The sequence below is a fragment of the Rhodococcus sp. WY5 genome (assembly GCF_018588185.1).
Lineage (GTDB): Bacteria > Actinomycetota > Actinomycetes > Mycobacteriales > Mycobacteriaceae > Rhodococcus_F > Rhodococcus_F qingshengii.
This window is the reverse complement of the sequence record NZ_JAAMPR010000001.1, coordinates 6,256,511-6,276,785: the sequence shown is the minus strand read 5'-3', so window position 1 is coordinate 6,276,785 and position 20,275 is coordinate 6,256,511. Positions and strand designations below refer to the sequence as shown.

The following is a 20,275-nucleotide window of genomic DNA, read 5'->3' as shown; positions in this document are numbered from 1 at the left end:
ACGGCCGACCGTCAGCGGCCTCGACGAGTCGGCCGCGCGACGGATGTTCGACGCTGTTCAGGCGGGCACCGACGCCGACGTTCGCGTTGCGTACCTCGATGTCTCCTCGCCGAGCCTTCACGAGGAACTCGATCGAGCCCATGTCGATGACGTCGACAAGGTCGTGTTGATTCCAGTTGCGGTGCCGAGGGATCGGTACCTGCTCACGTGGACAAGCAAGGCGGTTGCGAACTGGCGCGAAACCCGGATCGACGCCGAACTGGAAGTGACGCTCCATGAAACGGAAACGCTCGAAGGTGCGGTGGCCGGGCAGGTGATCGACGAACTCGGCGCGGCCGGAAAGCCGATCACCGCGAGTCCGGCGTTGTATCGCAGTCCGGCGTGGTCCGTGATCGAGCAGCACGATAGGCATCTGTTGGTGTGCAAGGGCCCTCGCTGTATGGCGTACGGAGCAGGACCGTTGCACCGGGCGATGAGCGCGGCGGCCAAAGGTACCTCGTCGAAGGTGACCGGAACCGGTTGTCTGAGCCCGTGCAACCTGGGGCCGTTGGTGATCGCGAACCCCGGCGGTACCTGGTTCGGGCACGTGGACGCCGGTGACGCTGAAGCATTGGTCGCAGGTCAGGAGAATCAATTGGAGGATCACGTTCTGGACCGGTAGATACAGGTCGGCGAAACAGAGAACCCGCTGAGCGCGAAGTGCGCTCAGCGGGTTCTGTTGTCCTGTCTCAGGAACCGAAGGGAAGGGTTCCCGGCGGGATCTGGTATCCACTGCTGCCGACGGAGGCGCTGCCCCAGAGTGCGAGGAAAGCGTTGATGGCGTTGGTGAGCATATGAATGTCCTTTGTGAGATGACTGATTCGTTTTCGACGGTACCGGGTGGATCTGTGGATTCGCTGGGAGTTGGCACCCATTTCATGGGGCTGGCACCCGTTCCGGCAGGTCGGAACGGGTGCCAACTGTCAGCAAAGGGTGCCAACTCCCGGGTGGGTCAGCCCACGTAGCCGGGCGGCATGAGTACGGACTTGGTCTCGCAGAAGGCTTCGAGGCCCTCAGGTCCGTTCTCGCGCCCGATACCGGAGTTCTTGTAACCACCGAACGGCGATCCGGGATCGAAGGCGTACCAGTTGATCGCGTAGGTACCCGTGCGGATCTGCGCAGCAACTTCGAGTCCGTGATCGATGTCGGTGGTCCACACCGATCCGGCGAGGCCGTAATCCGAATCGTTGGCGATCTTGATGGCCTCGTCCTCGGAGTCGTACGGAATCACCGAGAGAACGGGTCCGAAGATCTCCTCGCGTGCGATGGTCATCGAGTTGTCCACGTCGGCGAAGATGGTCGGCTCGACGTACCAGCCCTTGTCCAGGCCGGCGGGGCGTCCACCACCGAGTACGACGCGCGCGCCTTCTTCCTTACCCTTGGCGATATAGCCCTCGACGCGCTCGCGCTGCTTCTCGGAGATCAGCGGGCCGAGTTGTGCTGCGGGATCGGACGGATCGCCGACGGTCATGAAGCCTGCGGCGGTCTTCATTCCCTCGATGACCTCGTCGTAACGCGAACGGGGAGCGAGGATTCGGGTCTGAGCGACACAGGCCTGACCGGTGTTCATCAGGCCGGACATGACGAGCATCGGCATTCCGGCGGCGATGTCGGCGTCCTCGAGGATGATCGCGGCGGACTTGCCACCCAGTTCGAGGGAGCAGCGCTTGAGGTTCTGTGCGGCGATGGCACCGATCTTGCGGCCGACGGCACTGGATCCGGTGAACGTGATCTTGTCGATGCCCGCATGAGAGACCAGGTATTCGCCGGTCTCGGCTCCGCCGGGGAGCACGGAGATGACGCCTTCGGGAACGCCTGCCTCGGTGAAGATCTCGGCGATCACGTGGACGGAGAGAGGGGATTCGGGTGCGGGCTTGAGCAGTACGGTGCAGCCGGCGAGCAGTGCGGGGGCCAGCTTGTTGATCGCCAGGAACAGCGGGACGTTCCAGGCCAGCACGGCGGCGACGACGCCGACGGGCTCACGGGTCACCTTGGTCTGCCCGAAAGCGCCGGTGCGCTTCTCTTCCCACGCGAACTTGTCGGCCAGCTCGGCGTAGTAGCCCAGCGTCGCCATCGACGGGGTCTGCTGCATCATGCCGACCATGGCGGGCGGCTGGCCCATCTCGTTGGAGATGAGCTGGTTGATCTCCGCGCTGCGCTCTTCGATCAGCTTGGCGGCCTTGGCGAGGATCGCGCCGCGCTCGGCGGGGGTGGTGCGTGACCACGGTCCCTCGAACGCCGCGCGGGCTGCGGACACGGCCGCGTCGATGTCTGCCGGTGCTGCGATGGGACAGCTGCCGACGCGCTCCTCCGTTGCGGGAGAGAACACTTCGAGTACCTGGTCGGTGGCCGGGGCCACCCATGCTCCACCGATGTAGAGCTTGTCGTAGTCAGTCATCAATTCATTCCTCGGTGTTGTCGGTCGCCGCGAGGGCATACGCGTCGTCTGCCTGTGCGGTGTCGGTGAAACTGGTGAATCCGTATTTCTCGTGCGGTCCGATGGCGGCTACCTCGAAAAGACCGGTGCCGGTGTTGGTGTTCGTGCCTTCGGTGAGCGTGAAGGACGCGAGGTTGTCGACGGGGGAGAACATGCGTTGGAACGGTTCGATCTCGTGGACCTTGTGGCGGAGCCCTTGTACGACGAGTTCGCCCTGCCACATTCCGTGACGCCAGTCCTGTTCGAGCCCGTAGCCGGTGCCGATTCCGATGTAGTTGGCCAGCAGCAGTTCGCAGGCGACGGTGAGGACTTCACCGCCTGGCCGGTGGAAGGTGATGGTCGCTCCGGTGACGTCGCGGGTGTCGGGGCAGAACGTCAGCTCGTGTTCGGGCCGGCCGAGCCATTCGTTGTCCCTGGCTTCGTCCGGCCACACTCGCATGGCTTCTTCGACGATGCGCCTGCCCTGCTCGTCTTCCTGCATGATCACCGAGATCGTGAACTCGTCGAACTGCATGACCGCGTAGATCCAGAAGAAGTTCTGGATTCCGTCGACGGCGCGTCTGCCTTGCGGTTCGGCTTCACCGACCGGACGCACACCCCACGAGCGGTCGCGGTTACCTCGCCACGTCTTCGGGTCGATCGCGAAGTCCTCCCCGTCGACGGTGAGCGATCCGGTCCAGGTTCCGGTCTGCAGGAAGCGTGAGGTGTCGAACGTGACTCGTTCGAGTTGACGGCGAAAGTGCTTGGGCTCGAGCGCCGCCGGGATGGTGGCGTCGAAGGTGATGTCGAAGGAGAGATCGTATTCGCTGCCTGGTTCGAGGACGACGCGGAGCTTCTGCAGTCCTTCCAGCACTTCGATGCGCAAAGGTCCGACGGTGGTGTCGGTGCGGTCGGCGCCCAGAGCCTTCGACATACGAGCAACGATGTGGTCGTCACCGCGGCGCAGTACCGCGAAGGCGTCCATGACGCCGAGGTTGGGGTACTGGCCGAGTCCGACGATGAGGAACACGTCGGGGGATTCGGTGGGGTAGCAGTTGAAGTAGTAGCGGTCGTAGAAGTTTCGATCCGAGGTGGCTACGTGACGGATCGGTTCGGCGATCTGGTGAACGGGATAGTCGTCCATCGGTGAGAGCATGTCAGGCCAACCTCTCCCAGTAGGTACCGTCGAGCATCGCGGCGAGCGAAGCGCGGTGCATGATCATGTCGTCGGGGTCTTCGGGTCGCTGTGACTGGCCGAAAGCTATGGCGCGAGCCTGGATTCGCCACATGATGACCGCCTGACGCAGTGCGGCATAGGTAACGTAGAACTCCAGATCGTGTGGGGTGTGGCCGGTGATCTCGGCGTAGGTCTGCGCGAGATCCGGCAGTCGAAGGAAGTCGGGAAGACCGGGTAGGTTCGCCAGTCCGGCGATGTCCTCGAAGAACCTGTGCAGGAATGCCATCCAGCCCAGATCCATCTCCCGCGGGCCGAGAGTTGCCATTTCCCAGTCCAGTACGGCTACCGGCGCGAAGTCCTGGTACATGACGTTGCCGATGCGCGAGTCGCCCCAACAGAGCACTGCCGGCGAATCGTCCGCGGGATTGTTCTCCTCGATCCAGTCGAGGGCACGTTCGATGAGCGGTGATCTGATCCCGTCGGAGACCACCCACTCGTAGTACGCGCGCTGCTCGGCGATGTGCGCCGTGAATGCTTCTCGTGCAGTCGTTCCCGAATTCGGGAGTCGGAGGAAGTCGAAACGCTCACCAGGTTTGTCGATGGCATGCAACTGAGCCAGGACGTCGACCGAGCTGCGCTGCAGGGTCTTTCGCTGCTCGGGAGACGCTTCGGTGACCCACGATCCGAAGTTGTACGGCATGACGTCCGGTGGCACGTCGCCGGAGATGCGTTCCATCACGAAGAACGGCGCACCCAACGCGTCCGGGTCGGATTCCGACCAGTACACCGCGGGTACGGGCACTGCCGAGTGCTCGCGCACCTGAGCCATGGTGCGGAACTGGGATTCGAGGTCGTAGGCAGGAAAGACCGGCATGGTCGATTCCGTCGGCGCCACCCGAGCGACCAAGGGATGATGTTCGCCGTCCCAGGTGGCGTCGAAGAGGATGGTTTCGCTGGACATGCCGTTGGCTGCGGGCAAGGTGACGTCGGCGACGGTCACAGTGGATCCGCTCGGCACCTTGCCGGCCATCCACCGTTCCAGGCGCTCACGGAGGTCTTCGGTGTCGCGGAGGGAATCGCTTGGTCGGGCGACCTGGGCGTGATGCTCGGTTTCATCGGTCGAAGAAGCAGTCGAGGCAACGTCAGATGAGGAAGCGTCTGGGCTCACGGTCACCTCCTTCCCGTAGGCGTCACGTGCAATGCCCGTAACGGTGTGAGTCAGAACACTAAAACACGTTACAGAAATTGGGAACAGGTGGCACCCGTTTAGTGGGACTCCCTGCGGATTTATCGGGGAAGAACGCGTGTCAGATAACGGCGGTGAGCGCGAGCAAGCCCGCACCGGTCAGAGTTCCGGCGCCACCCAGCTCGGCGGGAACGATCCGGAGCCCGGCGACGAACGACAAACGGGCATGTCGGGCAGCCGCGTCGAGCATCGGTTCCCACAGCGGTGTACCCGACTGGGCGAAACCGCCGCCGATCACCGCGAGGTCCACGTCCAGGAGGGCAGCCGCCGAGGCGATGGCACCACCGAGCGCCGTGCCTGCACGGTGAAGCGCGTCCACGGCGATCGCGTCGCCGCTGCGTGCACCCTCGGCTAGTTCACGGCCGGTGTTCCCCGACCAGCCCTGGCTACGAGCCCATCGCACCGCGGACGGTCCACTTGCCACCGTCTCGAGGCAGCCGACGCCCCCGCAGCTGCACGGTTCGGCAGATCCTGGAACGACGATGTGGCCGATGTGACCGGCGTTCCCCGTGCGACCCCGAGCAATCTCACCGCCGAGAACGATTCCGCCGCCGATTCCCGTCGAGACGACCAGGCTCAGGAGGTTCGGGGTTCCGCGTCCGGCGCCGTGGTGGAACTCCGCCAATGCCGCTGCGGCTCCGTCCATTGCGAGGGCGGTTCCGGCATCGGGAAAGACGCTGCGGACGCCCGCTACGAGCTCGAATCCCTGTGCCCACTCGGTGATGTTGATGGGAGCGACGACGCCGGCGACGGTGTCCACCGGCCCGGCGCACGCGATGCCGACACCGTCGACCTCTCGGCCGTCTGCGACTCGTTCGAGCAGCGCCGCACAGGATCCCCACGGGTCGGTCTGCGGCGTCGGAACGCTGTCGAACACGGGAACGCGGCCGTCCTCGGACACGACCCCGGCAGCCATCTTGGTACCACCGATGTCGACTGCGAGGCGCATGTCGCTATCGCTTTTCGAGAACCACGACGAGGTTGCTCACCAGGAACTCCCGCAGACCGGGGACTCGGACCATCCACCACGCCCACGACGGGTGGTAGCGCGGGATCGCGGCGAGCAATGTGCCCTGGCTGGTTCCACGGGCCCAGCGTAAGCCGTCCGTGGCGCCGACTTTGAACAACGAGACCCCGAATCTGTTCTTCGGTTCGCGTCCGGTCTTGCGTAGGTACCGCTTGGCTGCGTACTCGCCCCCCAGCGCGTGCCACGGTCCGGTTTCGTGGCCGCCGAACGGACCCCACCACAGGGTGTACGAGAGAACCATCAAGCCGCCGGGCTTGGTCACGCGCAGCATTTCCTCGGCCATCAGCCAGGGCTCGCTGACGTGTTCGGCCACGTTGGAGGAGAAGCAGATGTCCACGGACGAGTCCAGGAACGGCAGTGCCAAACCGGATCCACGCACCGCGCCGCCCACGGTCAGACCCGCAGCATGCATCTCCGACGGATCGGGTTCGACGGGAATGTAGCGGGCACCTGCGGCTTGAAAGACCTCCGCGAAATAGCCCGGACCGCCGCCGACGTCGAGGACAGTGAGACCGTCGAGGGATCGTCCGGTGTGACCTTCGTGCAGGTCCGAGATCAATTCGACGGAGTCGCGCGCAAGCGCGCCGTAGAAGATGTCGGGCGCGGACTGCTCGTGGCGGAAGTCGCTGAGCAGGCCGAACGAGCGTTTCAGGGTTGCCCGTCGGCCGAAAATGCGGGTCACTGCGGGCTTGGTCACGGGTAGCAACTTTAGCCACTGGGTCGCCCGGTCCACGAACACCGTCAGGAGCGCGGCAATACGGACGCTCGAACAGTTAGGGTGTTCGGCAGGGTTACCGGCCGGTCAGGCGGGGCATCCCGCAGGATCGCCCGAACCGGGGTGGCCACCGACCAACTCAGGGAGTAACGCACGTGCGCGAGGTTCTGTTGCTCTGCTGGCGCGATACCGGGCATCCCCAGGGCGGTGGAAGCGAGCGTTACCTCGAGCAGGTCGGATCCCAATTGGCCGAGCGCGGTATCAAGGTGACGCTGCGGACGGCGTCGTATCCCGGGGCGCCCGCGTCGGAGGTTCGAGACGGCATCACGATCAGCCGGGCCGGTGGACGTTTCAGCGTGTACCCCCGCGCTCTGGCCGCCATTGCTTCCGGACGTCTGGGTTTCGGATCGCTCAAGGGCATCCGCCCCGACGCGGTGATCGACACCCAGAACGGCATCCCCTTCTTCTCGAAGACCGTGGCGGGTGCACCGGTCACGCTTCTGGTCCACCACTGCCATCGCGAACAGTGGCCGGTGGCAGGCAAGCTCGTCGGCCGGATCGGCTGGTGGGTCGAATCGCGATTGTCACCGCGCACCCATCGACGTAGTCAGTATCTGACGGTGTCGCTTCCCTCAGCGGAAGAATTGGTGGACCTCGGTGTCGAGCGCGAACGAATTGCCGTGGTGCGTAACGGTGCCGATCGGCTCCCCGTCGGCGTCGACGCGGGCGGATCGATCACCAGGGCCGAGCGTCCCACCATCTCGGTTCTCTCACGGCTGGTGCCGCACAAGCAGATCGAGGACGCACTCGAAGCGGTCGCAGCCCTGCGGCCGACGCTTCCGGACATCCATCTCGACGTCATCGGTGGTGGTTGGTGGGAGCAGAACCTGCGCGATCGCGCCGCTGAGTTGGGGATCGGTGACGCCGTCTCGTTCTACGGCCACGTCGACGAGGCTCGCAAACACGAACTGCTGGCGCAATCGTGGATCCACCTCATGCCTTCGCGGAAGGAAGGGTGGGGCCTGGCGGTCATCGAGGCTGCGCAGCACGGTGTTCCGACGATCGGTTACCGCAGTTCGAAGGGTCTGACCGACTCGATCGTCGACGGAGTGACGGGCCTTCTGGTCGGGGGCGAGAATGCCGGTGACGGCGACATCGCCGATCTGACGCAGGCTGCCGGCACTCTGCTCCGCGACCACGAACTTCGCATGGTGCTCGGTGAGAAAGCTCGGGTGTGGTCCGGTGAGTTCTCCTGGGAGCAGACCGGCACCGGAGTGCTCGAGGTGCTGACCGCGCACAAGGACGGTCGGTGGGTCTCAGGACTGGCCGCGCCGCGCGAGTCGAATTCGGTTCTGGTTCAGTCCGACTGAGATCAGCGCGATCGCACCCATCAGTACCCACGCGAGATGCGCAACTACGACGGCAGTTCGGGCACTGGTCGAGGCTTCCTGCGTGGCAATGTCTCCCGGTACTCGGAATAGCGCGAGATCGTTGTCGGCGAAGACCTGTTCCAAGCCGTCGAGCGTGGTTGCCGAGTTGCCGAGTTGACCTGGTGTCCCGCGCTCGATCAGTAGCCATCCGACTCCGAGATCGGCCAACTGCGTAGGACTTCCGCCGGCCAGCAGTAGGTCCTCGACCTGGGTTGCCCGAGTCCCCTCGCCGCCGACAGCACCACCGGCAACCACCAGTTGGCCGGTCTGCAGAACGTCGAGGGGCAGGAAGCGTGGTGCGGGGTCGAGTACCGGCGCATCACCGCTGTAGGGGAACGCGCGGAACATTCCGGCGGGAAGCACTGCAACGTCACCGGTTTCGTCTCGCAGTTGCTCGGCCACCACGGTCCAGGAACCGGGGTAGTGCACGGGCTTCAACGCGCCGCCGACACCCCACACCAGATCCGGCAGTGCCACGATCGTCACCACGACGGCGGCAACCGAGAATGCCGGGCGGGGGAGGGAGAACCGATTGCCTGCCCACATCACCGCGGCGGCCGCAGCAAGTGCGTAGAACGGGACGGCCAGCGCGACCCACTTCTGCGCGTCACGCAGTAGACCGGCGCCGGTGAACACCTCGACCGACCATCGGCCGGCGTCGAGACCCCACGGGGTAGCGCCCATGGTCGGACCCAGCACCGCGAACAGGGCCAGTAGTCCGAGTCCACTGACAACAGGATTCCGGCGTCGGCGCCACAGAGCGGGCATACCGGCGAACACGACGACGAGCAGAAGAACCGTTCCCACCAATGCGAAGAGTGTTGTGCGCGTGGACGGTACCGCTGCCGAGTTCCAGATACCGCCGAGACCGGCGAGGCTGCCCAGCGTCGCGAGTCCCGGTTCTGCTCGGGCGGCAAAGGCGGCGACTCCCGCCGGATCGGAACCGTCGCCTGCTGCTCCGGATACGAAGGTGGCGACCAACCACGACGAGGCGGCGACGAGGAACAGTCCGATAGTGCCGCAGACACGCCGCATGGCCGAGGTTCGGCCTCCGGGGGTGGCTACCACCACCAGCGCGGCCGTCAGAGCGAGCAGAGCGCCGGTAGGTGTCAGGCCCGCGAATGCCAGTGACGCGGCCAACGCCCACCAGGACCCGGGCGTGGCTCGGCGAACTCCGATTCCGGCACACACGATCCACGGCAGTGCGGCATATCCGGTCAGCAGGCTCCAATGTCCTTGCAACAGGCGCTCGGCCACGTAGGGGTTCCAGAGCATCACCGTCGACGCGACGAGTTGTGGACCGACACCGGCCGTCGGCAGTAGGACGGCGACCATGCGCGCCGCACCCCAACCGGCGAGCCAGAGCGCCACGAGCAGGGTGAACTTGACCACCAGTCCGCCGTCGATCACGGTGCTCAACGCTGCGATCAGCGCATCCTGGGGAACGGCGCGGGCCGCGGCGTCGGTGAGTCCGAGGGCGGAGTCGGTCAGGTACGAGCGCGGCGTGCTGACGGCGTCGCGCAGCAGGAGGTAGCCGGGGCCGAGCAGCGGTCCGAGGATCAACAGTGCCAGCGCCAGGCTGTACGCCGCAGGCAGGTAACGGCGGTATCCGGCTTGCACTGTCATGACGCGCACGATACGTGGTGCATCATTACTGCCATGCCTCGCCAACCACTCGATCGCGCCGCCGCGGCCGGGGTCGGCATGGTTTTGGTGGGATCGATGACGGCCAATGTCGCGTCGTACCTGTTGGCATGGTTGGCCAGCCGATGGTTGGGTCCGGTCGGCTACGGAGAGTTCGCGAGTCTGCTTGCCGCCCAGTTGGTACTTGCGGTTCCGGCTTTGGCGTTGCAGACGGTGGTCGCCCGCGAGGCGGTGCGTGGCAAGAGCACAGATGCGTTGCGGTCGTTGGGGTATCGATGCACCGCGATCGTCGCCGTCCTCGCGGTGGCGCTCACTCCGGCGATGGCGTGGCTGCTCGACACCGGAATCGTGGCGTCGTTCTCGGCATTGGTGACTGCGCCCATGTTGGTTCTGCTGGCCACGGAGCAGGGGTTGTTGCAAGGACACGGTCGATTCGGCACTCTCAGCGCCGTACTGGCCGGGGCCGGGGTGATGAAAGTCCTTCCGGCAGTGATCGTTCTGGCTTTCGGCGGCGGAGCAGGCGCGGCATTGGTCGCGGGCGCGGCCGGAACTGCGTTGCTGGTGGCGATAGTTCGAGTGGTCGACCGAACCGTCACGGTGAGCGAGGACCGGCCGGTGCGTATCGGCGTCGTCTCCGTGCTCGCGGCGTCTCAGGTTCAGCTCGCGCTGATCGCGTTGTCTTCGCTGGACCTGCTGATCGTCCGCGTCGTCCTCAGTGAGTACGACGCCGGTGTCTACGCACTCGGCGCCGTCGCGACGAAGGTGGCGTTCTGGCTGCCACAGGCAGTGGGCGTCGTGCTGTACCCGAAGATGGCGAATCCGGCGCACTCGGCGCAAGCGGTTCGCTCGGCGTTGGCGGTGCTCGTCGGTATCGGCGCCGTGTTGGTTCTGGGGGCGGCGGTTGCCGGCCCGCTGGTGCCGATGCTCGTGGGCGACGCGTACGCCGCCGTGGCTCCGATGCTGTGGGCCTTCGCCCTGCACGGTGCAGCGCTGGCGGTACTCCAGGGTGCTTTGCTGTCCGCAATCGCGTCAGAACGCACGCGAGTGGCCCTTCTGGCGTGGGCAGGACTGGTTGTGGAGGCGACGGTCATGCTGGTGTGGGCGAAGACGCCGGGAGAGTTGATCGGCGTCGCCGTGGTGGTTGCGTCGACGACGGCCTTGGCGGTGTCCGTCGCCGCAGTGCGAAGTGCCGACCGCGCCCGGCCGGCACCTCACAGCGACGTCAGTTCTCCAGACGCGTGAACAAATCGTCGAAGTAGTCGAGCGTACGCATCGCGGTGTAGACGGATCCGTAGTTGATGTTCCCACCCGTGTAGACGACGTTGTCGCCTTGTACTGCGCGGATACGGTTCCACATCGCGCGGTCGTCGGTGACGGGATCCACGCCGGGCGCGGTGGTGACGATCATTCCGTCGGCCGAGTCGAGGGAAGTCACCAGGTTTTCGGTAGAGATCTCCTTCTGTCCCTCGACCGGCCACTGGAGCTGGACGCCGAGGTCTTCGGCCACCTGCGTGGAGATGCCCTTGCGGTTGACGCCGTTGACCTTCTGATTCACGTAGTTCAGCAGCACGATCTGCTTGCTCGCCAAGCTCGGGGCGTGACGTTCCTTCAATCCGGCTGCCTTGTCCTCGTACGCTCCGATGACCTGACGGACGTCGGGGTTCTCGGTGCGATTCAGCCAACTCGCCAGCTGATCGATGTTCTCGCGCCACGGACGCGTGAAGTCCATCGGAAGCACAGGCGCTGTCTGGCTCAACTGCTGTAGCGGCCACATGTCGGAGGCCTCACCGATGTCGGTGCAGATGATCAGGTCCGGTTCCAGCGCGAGAATTGCCTCGACGTTGACCGGTGCCTCGAACACCTGTGCCGTGGGATCGGCCGGAACCCACGGCTCGGCGGCGTCGAAGCTGTACGCGATGACCGGCAGGCCCATCGCAACGGCTGGTTCGAGGTCGAGTCTGGAGTCGATGGCGACGACGCGTTTCGGTGTCACCGGAATGTCGTAGGTTCCGAGCGAGGTCGTGACCGTGCGCATCCCGGCCGAATCGCCCTCGGTATCGGCGGACCTCGCGCAACCGGCGGCGAACAGCCCGGAGAATGCAGCCGTGCCGACAACAAATCTCCGTCGCGTCAGATCGCTGACACAGATGTGCGAACCCAGAACTGTTGATGCGGGCATGTGGCTCCTCGTGTTCGGGGTGGTCTGGACTTCCAGAAAACGCTAAGCCCGCAACCACGCGGAGGGAACGACCCGTTGCGCCAATCCGTACGCCGATCCGGCAACAAAGCCCCGAAACGCAGCAGAGCGCCCCTTCCGTGTGGAAGGGGCGCTCTGCTTACTGTCTGAATCAGTCCTTGCGCAGATCCGGACGCGGAATCACCTGAGTGTCGTCCGAGGTCCAGTCGTGCTCACCCGGAGCCGGCTCGGGCGAGCCCTGGCCGCTGGGATTCTGGTTCGTTCCGCCGTGTGCACCGCGGGCCGGAGTTCCGCCCTTGCCGCCGCGAATGCCGAGGAAGATACCGGCGATCAGCGCGATGACGCCGAGCACACCTGCCACGATCGGGACTGTGCGGCCGAACAGCGAGAGCTTGTCCATGCCGTCACGTGCCTGCTGGACCTGGTACTCGATGGTTGCTTCGTCGAAGGGCAGCGTGACCTTGAGAACCTCGACGTCGACCGAGTCCTTGTTGCGTCCGTAGTACTGGTGCAACTGCTCCTGGCCCTTGACGACGACGCCGGTCTTGGGCTCGACCCACAGGTCACGGACGTTGGTGTACCAACGCGTCATCGTGATCGGAGTAGCGCCACCGGGAACGCCCCAGGTGTCGGCGGGCAGGCTCAGCTTGTTGGTGGGGGAGTTGACGACCTTCGACAGGTCGACGGGATCGATCGTCTGCTGGAAGTGGTACACCTTCAGACCGTTGATCTCGGTCTCCTCGACGAAGTCGATGTCCTTCGTGGCGCGAGCGTTCAGGTCGAAGTAGGGGTAGCTCTTCTGTTCCGTGTTGAACGGGAACTTGTACTGCAGACCGTCGCGGGAAACTTCTTCGGCGGGCTGGTCGCTGGACGTCTGGACGGTTCCGACCGGATCGTTGGTCGGCATCGAGCTGACGCGATCGAGCGTGACGCGGTCCAGGGTTGCGGTCAGCAGTCCGGTGTCGCCCTGCTTGTCGGTACGACGGACGGTCTGGCCGGCTTCGACGGTGATGATGTCGGCGTCGGACGGGTCCTGCGTGGTGACGTAGCGCTGAGCGACGATCGGCACGTTGTTGTCGACCTGCGCCTTACCGGCGAGGAGGGCCGCCGAGTTGAGGACGCTACCGGTGCCTGTGGCGACGGTGGTCACCTCGAGGTCGAGTGGCGTCTTCTCCAGCTTGCCTACCGTGTAGGTAGGAATGAGGATGGCGATGGCCAAAAGGAAGGCACCGAGGCCCACCAGAATGCAAGGAAGTATCCGGCTCGGCCCTGAGCGTTCCGCCATGCTGTGACTCCTAACCCGTTAAGTCTTTCGAGGTTCCCCAACCGGCACAATATGAGCTGCGCAGATCGCATGGGGCCCCCGATGGACACCATGTGTGGCAGAACACTAACAGTCCACCGGCCCGGTTTGTCGCATGAGGGCATGAATTGGCCAGGCATTTTATTGTGAGTCCCTGGTGGTTTCCCTCAATCGGCCTGGGGTGCACACTTATCCGTGATGATCAGTTCCACGAATTCCCCTCAGACGGTCCCGCCACAGGCTCGGGGCTTCGTTCCGGCTTTGGACGGTATGCGTGGATTGGCGGCGCTCGGTGTCCTCGTCACCCATGTCGCGTTCCAAACCGGTGAAGCGCAGTCCGGCGCGTTCGGGCGCGCGTTCGGTCGACTCGATCTCGCCGTAGCGGTGTTCTTTGCCTTGTCCGGATTTCTCCTGTGGCGCCCCCACGCGGCAAAGGCCCGCGGAATCGGGCAACCGCAGCCGACGGTCCGATATTGGATCTCCCGTGCAACGCGAATCCTGCCGGCGTACTGGGTGGCGGTGGTGCTGATCCTGCTGTTCCTGCCCGGAGCCGGCGGGGGCTACCAGGTATGGCTGGCGAATCTCGGGTTGGCGCAGGTGTTCGTGCCGTTGACACTCACCGAGGGCCTCACGCAGATGTGGAGCCTGTCGGTCGAGGTTGCGTTCTATGTACTACTGCCGCTGTTCGCGTATCTGATGGTGCGACTACGCGGAAACTCGGCCCGGTTCCGGCTACCGCTTCTGCTCGGGGTGTCAGTGTTGGCGCTGACGTGGGCTTTCATTCCGATCCCGACTCCGGACGCCATTCACCACGACAACTGGCTGCCGGGCTACCTGCCGTGGTTCGGCGCCGGCATGGTGCTGGCCGAGCTGGCCGTGGGCCCGTCGACGTGGGTGCATCGCCTCGCGCACCGTCGGGTACTCCTGACCCTCATTGCCTTTATCGCCTTCGTTCTCTCGTGCACTGATCTGGCCGGGCCCGAAGGTCTGGTGCGGCCTGAGCCGTGGCAGTACGCGATCAAGATTGCACTCGGTGCGATCATCAGCTTCTCGTTGATCGCTCCACTGGTTCTGCGCGATCAATCGCAGCATCGATTCCTGGCGAGCCCGCTGGCGCTGGCAATCGGACGCTGGTCCTACGGCCTGTTCATCTGGCACCTGGCCGTACTGAACGCTGTGTTCCCCGTGTTCGGCATAGTTCCGTTCTCGGGCAACTTCTTCTACGTCCTGGCGCTGACGGTCGTCCTGAGCGTCGCTGTGGCCTCGGCCAGTTACGCCTTGGTGGAGGAACCGGCGCGCGTCGCGGTCACGCGCTGGGAGAAGCGCCGCCATATCGGTGAACCGGCAAAGGGCAACGCGGCCAACCCGGTCACGACCAAGGCCACCAACATCGAGAACTGAATCGCGAACGAATCGCCCACATAGCCGCCCGGTGCCCGCCACGGTCCGGTCGAGAGCAGCGTGATGCCGATCATCGCGGCTACGCCGGCAGTGCCGACCAGAATGCGTGCGGTCCGAGCGGGGCCGAAGATTCGCAGCGCGGCAAGTCCGAGGATCGAGCACACAACTGCGATCGCCGCTCCCACTCCGCCGCCGATGACGGTGGCCGCCGCGAGCACGCCCACCCATCCTGCCGCGACGCTGCGCCACGGACGGGGTGGTGTGAGGGACTTGGGCTCTCGGCGCGTAGGGACAAGTGCCGCGAACAGCAGCGGGATCAGCAACACGAGCCCGCCGAATATGCCGAGGCGGTACCAACGGTCGCTGGGGAAGTCGATGGTGACGGTTCCCGCGGTGCCTGCCGGCACGATCCAGCCCTGCTGCCAACCGTTCACGACCACCGGCGTCAGCTCGGAACCGTCCGGCGCCGTGGCGATCCAACCGATGCTGGTGCTCTCGGGATTGACGATCAGCTGATCGGCGGACGAGTTCGTGACGGTGAGTTCGCGGTGATTCGCCGTCCACGCGGTCGATTCGAGCGGTGTATTCCGCTGCGCGGCTGAAGGACCGACCGCAGTCAGGTCGAGATTGTCGACCGAGAGTGCGGGGCCTGGTTCGACGACCACTTCAGGCTGTCCCGCCGGCAAAGTCGCCGACGCGTCCAGATCGCACACACGTGCCTCGACGGGTGCGCCGGTCCGGAGTTGCGTTGCCGTCGCCGTGATCGAGGTGGGGAACTGCTGTCCGGCAACCGAAATGGTCGGTCCGTCGCCACAGGTGACGGTGACGGTGCGGTTGTCGAATGAGTCCGAGCCCTGCACTCCGGAACCGGCGATCGGGGTTCCGTCGGCACCGACGACGCCGACCTCGGCGAGGCCGGTGGGCTGCGCCTGGGCGAAGCCGAGCGCCGTCTGATCGAGGACCGGTTCCCAATCGGTGATGCTCAGGACGATCTTGTCGGTGACGAAGGGGGAGAGGGTAACTCGACTGGTTTGAGGCGTGTCGTCCGAGGGCTCGGGCAGCTCTCGCACCTGCGGCCCGTTGCCGAGATTCACCGCGACACTGGTCGGCAGCGACGGCAGAGTGCCAAGTCCCCGCGTGATGTCCAGGCCGGTGACCAGGGTGGGCTCGGGAAGATTGAGAGTCAGCGTCGGTTTCGGGCCGCCCGGTTCGGTGGTGCTCTGCGGCGCCGACCACGTGGTGCGTGCGTCGCCGTCGGTGGCAGCGAAGGCAGATCCGCGTGTGTCGCCGATGTCGCTCGAACCCGAAGCCGTGATTCGGCCTGGGACGGAAAGCAGATCTTCGAGGGCGTTGCCCTGACGCGCTCGGACGGTCAGTGTCGGTGCAACGACTGTGTTTTCGGGCACCGTGAGCGTGCGCTGGAAGCGGCTCGGCTCTTCCGGTATCGCCATGAATGCATTGCTGCACCGCACGCGGTCGGTCGAGTCGGCGCAGGCGTTGCGGCCGGGGAACTCCTGGCTCAGGTTCCACGCGTTCACAGATGCGCCCGTCGGCGTACTCGGCAGGACCGTGTCGAAACGGATCGGTACGGTCTTCGGCGCGCTGCGATCGGAGAAGTCTTCGACGGAGAGTTCGCTGATGCCGAACTGTGTTCCAGGCGATCCGTTTTCGGTGTGAGTCGCTGTGACGCGTACCCACGGAGTGTTGCCACCCGGAATCGAGACGGTGATGGGCTCACCGGGACGCTCCACCTTCACCGCCGTGCTGCCGTTCGGTGTCGAGACCTCGAGCCATTTGACGGGAGCACCGATTGCCGCGGCACTGGTTGTCAGATGAAGCAACCCACTGGAAATCGGTGTGTCGAAGTCGATCTGCAACCACTGGCCCAGGGCTCGTTCGATGCCGTTGCTGAACCAGCCGGTGGCGGGATCGCCGTCGACCGTCGATGCCGGACTGCTCGACGGTGAAGTGCCGCCCAGCTGGGTGGCATCCGAGGCGGCGCTGGAGACGGTGATCGAAGCTCCGCTCCAACGGCCTTCCACGAGAGGCGTGTTCGCAACCGGGTAGTCGGGCACCAGATTGTAGGTACGACGAGCGTCGTCGGGGGTGCGCAGGGCGGAACTGTGGTTGTCGACCTGACCGAAATCGGTTTCTCGATCGCGCGGTGTGTCGGTGACGGTGACCGAATCGACGGGCAGTCCCGCAGCTTCGGCGTCGGCGGCAAGAATCATCGGCCCGGTCCCCGGAACCAGCCCGCTTTCGTGAAGTCGCACAGACGATTCCGGCCCACCTTGTACACGCGGAACCTGGTTCAGGTCGACGGAGTACGGGCCGCTGACCGCCGTGGTGCCGTCGGGCGGGGTGACCTCGAAGATCTCGATGGCTGGGTAACCGGGCCGCAGATCGCTGTCCGCGACCAGCCCTTCGATCGGTTCGGGGCTGTCGTCTTCACCGAAGTGGGCGACTCGCTTGATCCCCGGCGAGCCTTCGACCGCCTGGTGCACGAGTATCGGTCTGGCCGAGCGCGACGTTTCGCCGTCGAGGTCGTTGCGCATCACCAGGTAGTGGATGCCCTGCCCCAGCAAGGTCTGTGCGAGGCCGTCCGACGGACGTCCGTCGGCGATGAGACGTTGCACCGAATCGAGCGCTCGGATGGCGCCGGGAGGGGTCAGGGGGACCGAGTCACGTACTGCCCACGGCGTACTCGCCAACGCCTGAAGCGGTTCGTCGCGCGTCAGACCCCAGACTTGGCTGCCGAAGGGCGCTCCCGGGACGACCAGGGCACGTTCGGCTTCCGATCCGGGGGAGGTGTTGTCCTCGAGCCACTGCGCTGCTTCGTTCCAGTACGAGGGGACGTCCGGATACGCACCGCGGGGAGCGAGCTTTCCCGTCCAGGCCAAGGCGGTCGAGAGGGTGAGGGCAACGAGGATCAGGCTGGTCAGTGCGACCATCGGTTCGCGCTCGGGATGGGCGAACGCACGCCGCCATCGGGCGAGTGGAACTGATCCCGGCAGCGGCACTTTGGCCAGCAGGTGTGCGAGTCCGAGCACCAGCGGCAGACGGACCAACGGCTCGAGCTTGTGGACGTTGCGCAGCGGCGCGCCTGCCGAGTCGAGGAACAGGCGCACCGACTCCGACACCGGCGAGCTGAGTTCACCCACGTAACCCGCGGCCAGGCCGGTGATACCGACGAACAGGATGAGCGTCAGCCGGCCGCGAGCAGGCATGGACCGCATGCAGAGCCCGGCGAGGCCGGCGGCGGCAACCAGGCCGGTGGCGACGACTGCTGCGGGTTGGGTGACCAGGACGGCGCCGGCAATGCGTTCGGGGGAGACGAACGGGGTCCAACTGTCCGTGCCGCGAAGTATCTCGGCGAGCGATGCCCACTGAGTGGTGACACCGGCGGACTCGATGTAGTCGAGAAACGGTGGGCTGATCTTGCCGAGCAGCAGGAGCGGCACGATCCACCAGAGGGTGCCGAGAGCGACGAACAGGGCCCACCAGGCGGTGAACGTCAGCCATGTTCGGTTGGGTTTGTGCGAGAGCCACCAGATGATCGCGACCAGGCAGGCCGCGGCGGTGGCGACGGCGTTGATCGAACCCATGAGTGCGACGGCAAGCGCGGATTGTGCGGCCAACCGCCTCAACCCCCGTGAGCGGTTAGGGAGTCCAGGGACTCCTTTTCCACGCACAGGGCCGAAGGCCAAAACCACCGGCAACAACACCCACGGCGCCAACATCATCGGCAGGGTTTCCGAGGAAATCGAACCGAGAGTGGTCAGCACGCGGGGAGAAAGAACAAAGGCAACCGCTGCGATGACGCGCGAACTACGGCTGCCGATTCCGAGAGCCTCGCCAACGCGGATGATGCCCCAGAAACCCGCGATCAGAAGCAGCGCCCACCAGATGCGCTGGGTGACCCACGGCGGAACGTTCGCCAACTCGCCGAGCGCGAAGAACGGCCCGTGCGGAAAGAAATATCCGTAGGCCTGGTTCTGAACCTGGCCGAGCGGGGCCTGACTACTCCACTGATGCGAGGCGCGTTCGAGAAAACCGAACGGATTCTGCGTCAGGTCGTACTTGGTGTCAGCGGTGATCAGACCCGGCGATTGCAGAAAAGTGAGAAGAAACGCTACGACGGAGGCGCCGAACAGCCACCGCTTCGACAGGGGCTCTGCCGACGGGGCGGTGTCTACCGAAGACACCGCTGCGTCGGCGGAAGAACGGGAACTCGCGAGGCCTGCGCTCTCAGCGGCTGCCGTACTCAACCTGGTTCAGCACGGAAGAATCTGCGTTTCCGCTGCGGTCGATCTCGGGACGAGTGTTGTCCGACGCGGCGGCCGTGACACCGAAGATGACGCCGGCACCCAGAACGGCACCGATGACAGCGCTGGCCACACCGGGGACAAGGAACTTCGTCATCGCGGATCTCCCAATTGGTCGTTAGTCGGTCGTTCGCGGTCGGACGGACTTACCGGCCCGTACGAACTGCTCGGGTCAAGGTATCACCCGCACTCGAGAATCCGGACGATTACCCTCGTGACGTGCTGGTCAGTCGAGGGTTTCGGCGCCAAGCGCGGTCAACAGAGTGCGCAGTTTCGTAGATGTCTCGTCGAGTTCGTCCTGCGGATCCGATTCGGCGACGATTCCACCACCCGCGCTGGCCCAGGCGTTGCGGCCGTCGGCACTGATCTCGGCGCAGCGGATGGCAACCACCCAATCGCCGTCACCGGCCTCGTCGCACCATCCCACGGCGCCGCCGTAGAAACGCCGAGGCTCCTCGGTCTCGCGGATGACCTTCAGTGCCGCGTCGGTGGGTGTTCCGCACAGCGCGGGCGTCGGATGCAGCGCGATGGCGAGGTCGAGCGCAGTGGTGTCGTTTCGCAGTGTGCCGCGGATCGGGCTGGCCAAGTGCCAGACCTCGTGAGTATTGGTCAGTTCGGGAGTTGCCGGCACCGACAGATCACTGCACATCGGTTGCAGGACCTGGCGGATCCACGACGTCACGAAGGCGTGCTCGGCCAGATTCTTCGTCGAATGCAGAAGGCTTTCGCCTGCCTCGCGGTCTTGATCGGCGTCGGCGGATCGCTTGGTGGTCCCGGCCAACGGGCGACACGTCACGACGCGCCCGCGTCGACTGACCAATACTTCGGGCGTCGCGCCGACCAGGCTGTGGCCCGCGAATTCGGCTCCCGCAGCAGAGAGGTCGACGGCAAAGGTGTTGGCGACGGGATTGAGCGCCGCCATGCGTGCGGCGAGCGCGGTTGGGGAGATCGGGGTCTGCGTGCGAAGTTCCACAGTGCGAGCCGCGACAACCTTGTCGATCTCTCCACTGCGGAGGCGTCCGATCAACTTTTCCACTCGACGAAGATGCTCCGACGACGACGGGATCTCCCGGTCAACCCGGGTCGTGGGCAGGGCCTGGGGATCGCGCGGTTGCCACGGCCGCGACGCGATCGTCGCCTCGGCGGGTTCGTACAACGCCGTTGCGGCAGCGGGGTCGAAGGGGAGCGCTCCGACGATCAGCTTTGTCGTACCTGCCGACAGAGCGTTGGTGGCCGCGTCGGAGCTGTCGAAGCTGCGTCGTACGCCGCGGGTGACCACGCTGTGATCGGGGCGCGAGAGAACAAAACCGTCCATGGTGCTTTCGACACTAGTCGGCCACGGATCAGGAATGCGC

14 protein-coding genes and 1 pseudogene are annotated in these 20,275 nt (G+C 65.2%); 4 read left to right on the top strand and 11 right to left on the bottom strand.

Annotated features, from left to right (window positions below; genetic code table 11):
- A partial coding sequence (locus G4D79_RS29025) for a (2Fe-2S) ferredoxin domain-containing protein (protein WP_214514621.1) occupies positions 1 to 661 on the top strand: 661 nt, incomplete at its 5' end.
- 330 nt (positions 662 to 991) lie between these two features.
- Here G4D79_RS29025 and G4D79_RS29020 read toward each other — a convergent pair.
- The 5 genes from G4D79_RS29020 to G4D79_RS29000 all read right to left on the bottom strand — a co-directional run bounded on the left by G4D79_RS29020 (position 992) and on the right by G4D79_RS29000 (position 6,602).
- On the bottom strand, positions 992 to 2,437 hold the full coding sequence (locus tag G4D79_RS29020; RefSeq protein WP_003945530.1) for an aldehyde dehydrogenase: 1,446 nt from the start codon (positions 2,435 to 2,437) through the stop codon (positions 992 to 994).
- A 4-nt stretch (positions 2,438 to 2,441) separates the two neighbouring features.
- Positions 2,442 to 3,611, bottom strand: coding sequence for a hypothetical protein (locus tag G4D79_RS29015; protein WP_042452600.1), 1,170 nt, complete (start codon positions 3,609 to 3,611; stop codon positions 2,442 to 2,444).
- A 1-nt stretch (position 3,612) separates the two neighbouring features.
- Positions 3,613 to 4,800: a phosphotransferase family protein gene (locus G4D79_RS29010; RefSeq protein ID WP_007734522.1), complete on the bottom strand. Its 1,188-nt coding sequence runs from the start codon at positions 4,798 to 4,800 to the stop codon at positions 3,613 to 3,615.
- A 139-nt stretch (positions 4,801 to 4,939) separates the two neighbouring features.
- Positions 4,940 to 5,827, bottom strand: coding sequence for an ROK family protein (locus G4D79_RS29005; protein ID WP_007734524.1), 888 nt, complete (start codon positions 5,825 to 5,827; stop codon positions 4,940 to 4,942).
- Positions 5,828 to 5,831: 4 nt separating this feature from the next.
- Entirely contained in the window at positions 5,832 to 6,602 is a 771-nt protein-coding gene (locus tag G4D79_RS29000; protein WP_003945692.1) for a bifunctional 2-polyprenyl-6-hydroxyphenol methylase/3-demethylubiquinol 3-O-methyltransferase UbiG, read from the bottom strand.
- A gap of 173 nt (positions 6,603 to 6,775) precedes the next feature.
- Here G4D79_RS29000 and G4D79_RS28995 point away from each other — a divergent pair, with 173 nt between their 5' ends.
- Positions 6,776 to 7,990, top strand: a complete 1,215-nt coding sequence (locus G4D79_RS28995) for a glycosyltransferase family 4 protein (RefSeq protein WP_099696987.1) — start codon at positions 6,776 to 6,778, stop codon at positions 7,988 to 7,990.
- Here G4D79_RS28995 and G4D79_RS28990 read toward each other — a convergent pair.
- Positions 7,937 to 9,676, bottom strand: coding sequence for a hypothetical protein (locus tag G4D79_RS28990; RefSeq protein WP_099696986.1), 1,740 nt, complete (start codon positions 9,674 to 9,676; stop codon positions 7,937 to 7,939). The genes G4D79_RS28995 and G4D79_RS28990 overlap by 54 nt on opposite strands.
- A gap of 33 nt (positions 9,677 to 9,709) precedes the next feature.
- Between G4D79_RS28990 and G4D79_RS28985 the strand changes: the two genes are divergently transcribed.
- Positions 9,710 to 10,936: a lipopolysaccharide biosynthesis protein gene (locus G4D79_RS28985; RefSeq protein ID WP_064688524.1), complete on the top strand. Its 1,227-nt coding sequence runs from the start codon at positions 9,710 to 9,712 to the stop codon at positions 10,934 to 10,936.
- Here G4D79_RS28985 and G4D79_RS28980 read toward each other — a convergent pair.
- Together G4D79_RS28980 and G4D79_RS28975 are read right to left on the bottom strand one after the other, a co-directional pair.
- A complete protein-coding gene (locus G4D79_RS28980) occupies positions 10,917 to 11,873 on the bottom strand; it encodes an ABC transporter substrate-binding protein (protein ID WP_099696985.1) in 957 nt (318 codons plus the stop codon). The two genes, G4D79_RS28985 and G4D79_RS28980, sit on opposite strands and share 20 nt — an antisense overlap.
- A 169-nt stretch (positions 11,874 to 12,042) precedes the next feature.
- A complete protein-coding gene (locus G4D79_RS28975; protein WP_099696984.1) occupies positions 12,043 to 13,176 on the bottom strand; it encodes a DUF3068 domain-containing protein in 1,134 nt (377 codons plus the stop codon).
- Positions 13,177 to 13,392: 216 nt separating this feature from the next.
- Here G4D79_RS28975 and G4D79_RS28970 point away from each other — a divergent pair.
- Positions 13,393 to 14,442: pseudogene (locus tag G4D79_RS28970) on the top strand (acyltransferase family protein); the annotation flags it as partial.
- A 23-nt stretch (positions 14,443 to 14,465) separates the two neighbouring features.
- Here the strand turns inward: G4D79_RS28970 and G4D79_RS35295 are convergent.
- From G4D79_RS35295 to G4D79_RS28955, 3 genes are all read right to left on the bottom strand, one after another.
- Positions 14,466 to 18,800 (bottom strand): alpha-(1->3)-arabinofuranosyltransferase, encoded by a 4,335-nt coding sequence (locus G4D79_RS35295; RefSeq protein ID WP_099696983.1) that lies wholly within the window; start codon positions 18,798 to 18,800, stop codon positions 14,466 to 14,468.
- 43 nt (positions 18,801 to 18,843) lie between these two features.
- Positions 18,844 to 19,017, bottom strand: a complete 174-nt coding sequence (locus G4D79_RS28960; protein WP_003945488.1) for a DUF2613 domain-containing protein — start codon at positions 19,015 to 19,017, stop codon at positions 18,844 to 18,846.
- 129 nt (positions 19,018 to 19,146) lie between these two features.
- The gene (locus G4D79_RS28955) at positions 19,147 to 20,235 is read right to left on the bottom strand and encodes an isochorismate synthase MenF (protein ID WP_099696982.1); all 1,089 of its coding nucleotides are present in this window, start codon (positions 20,233 to 20,235) and stop codon (positions 19,147 to 19,149) included.
- Positions 20,236 to 20,275 lie beyond the last annotated feature (40 nt).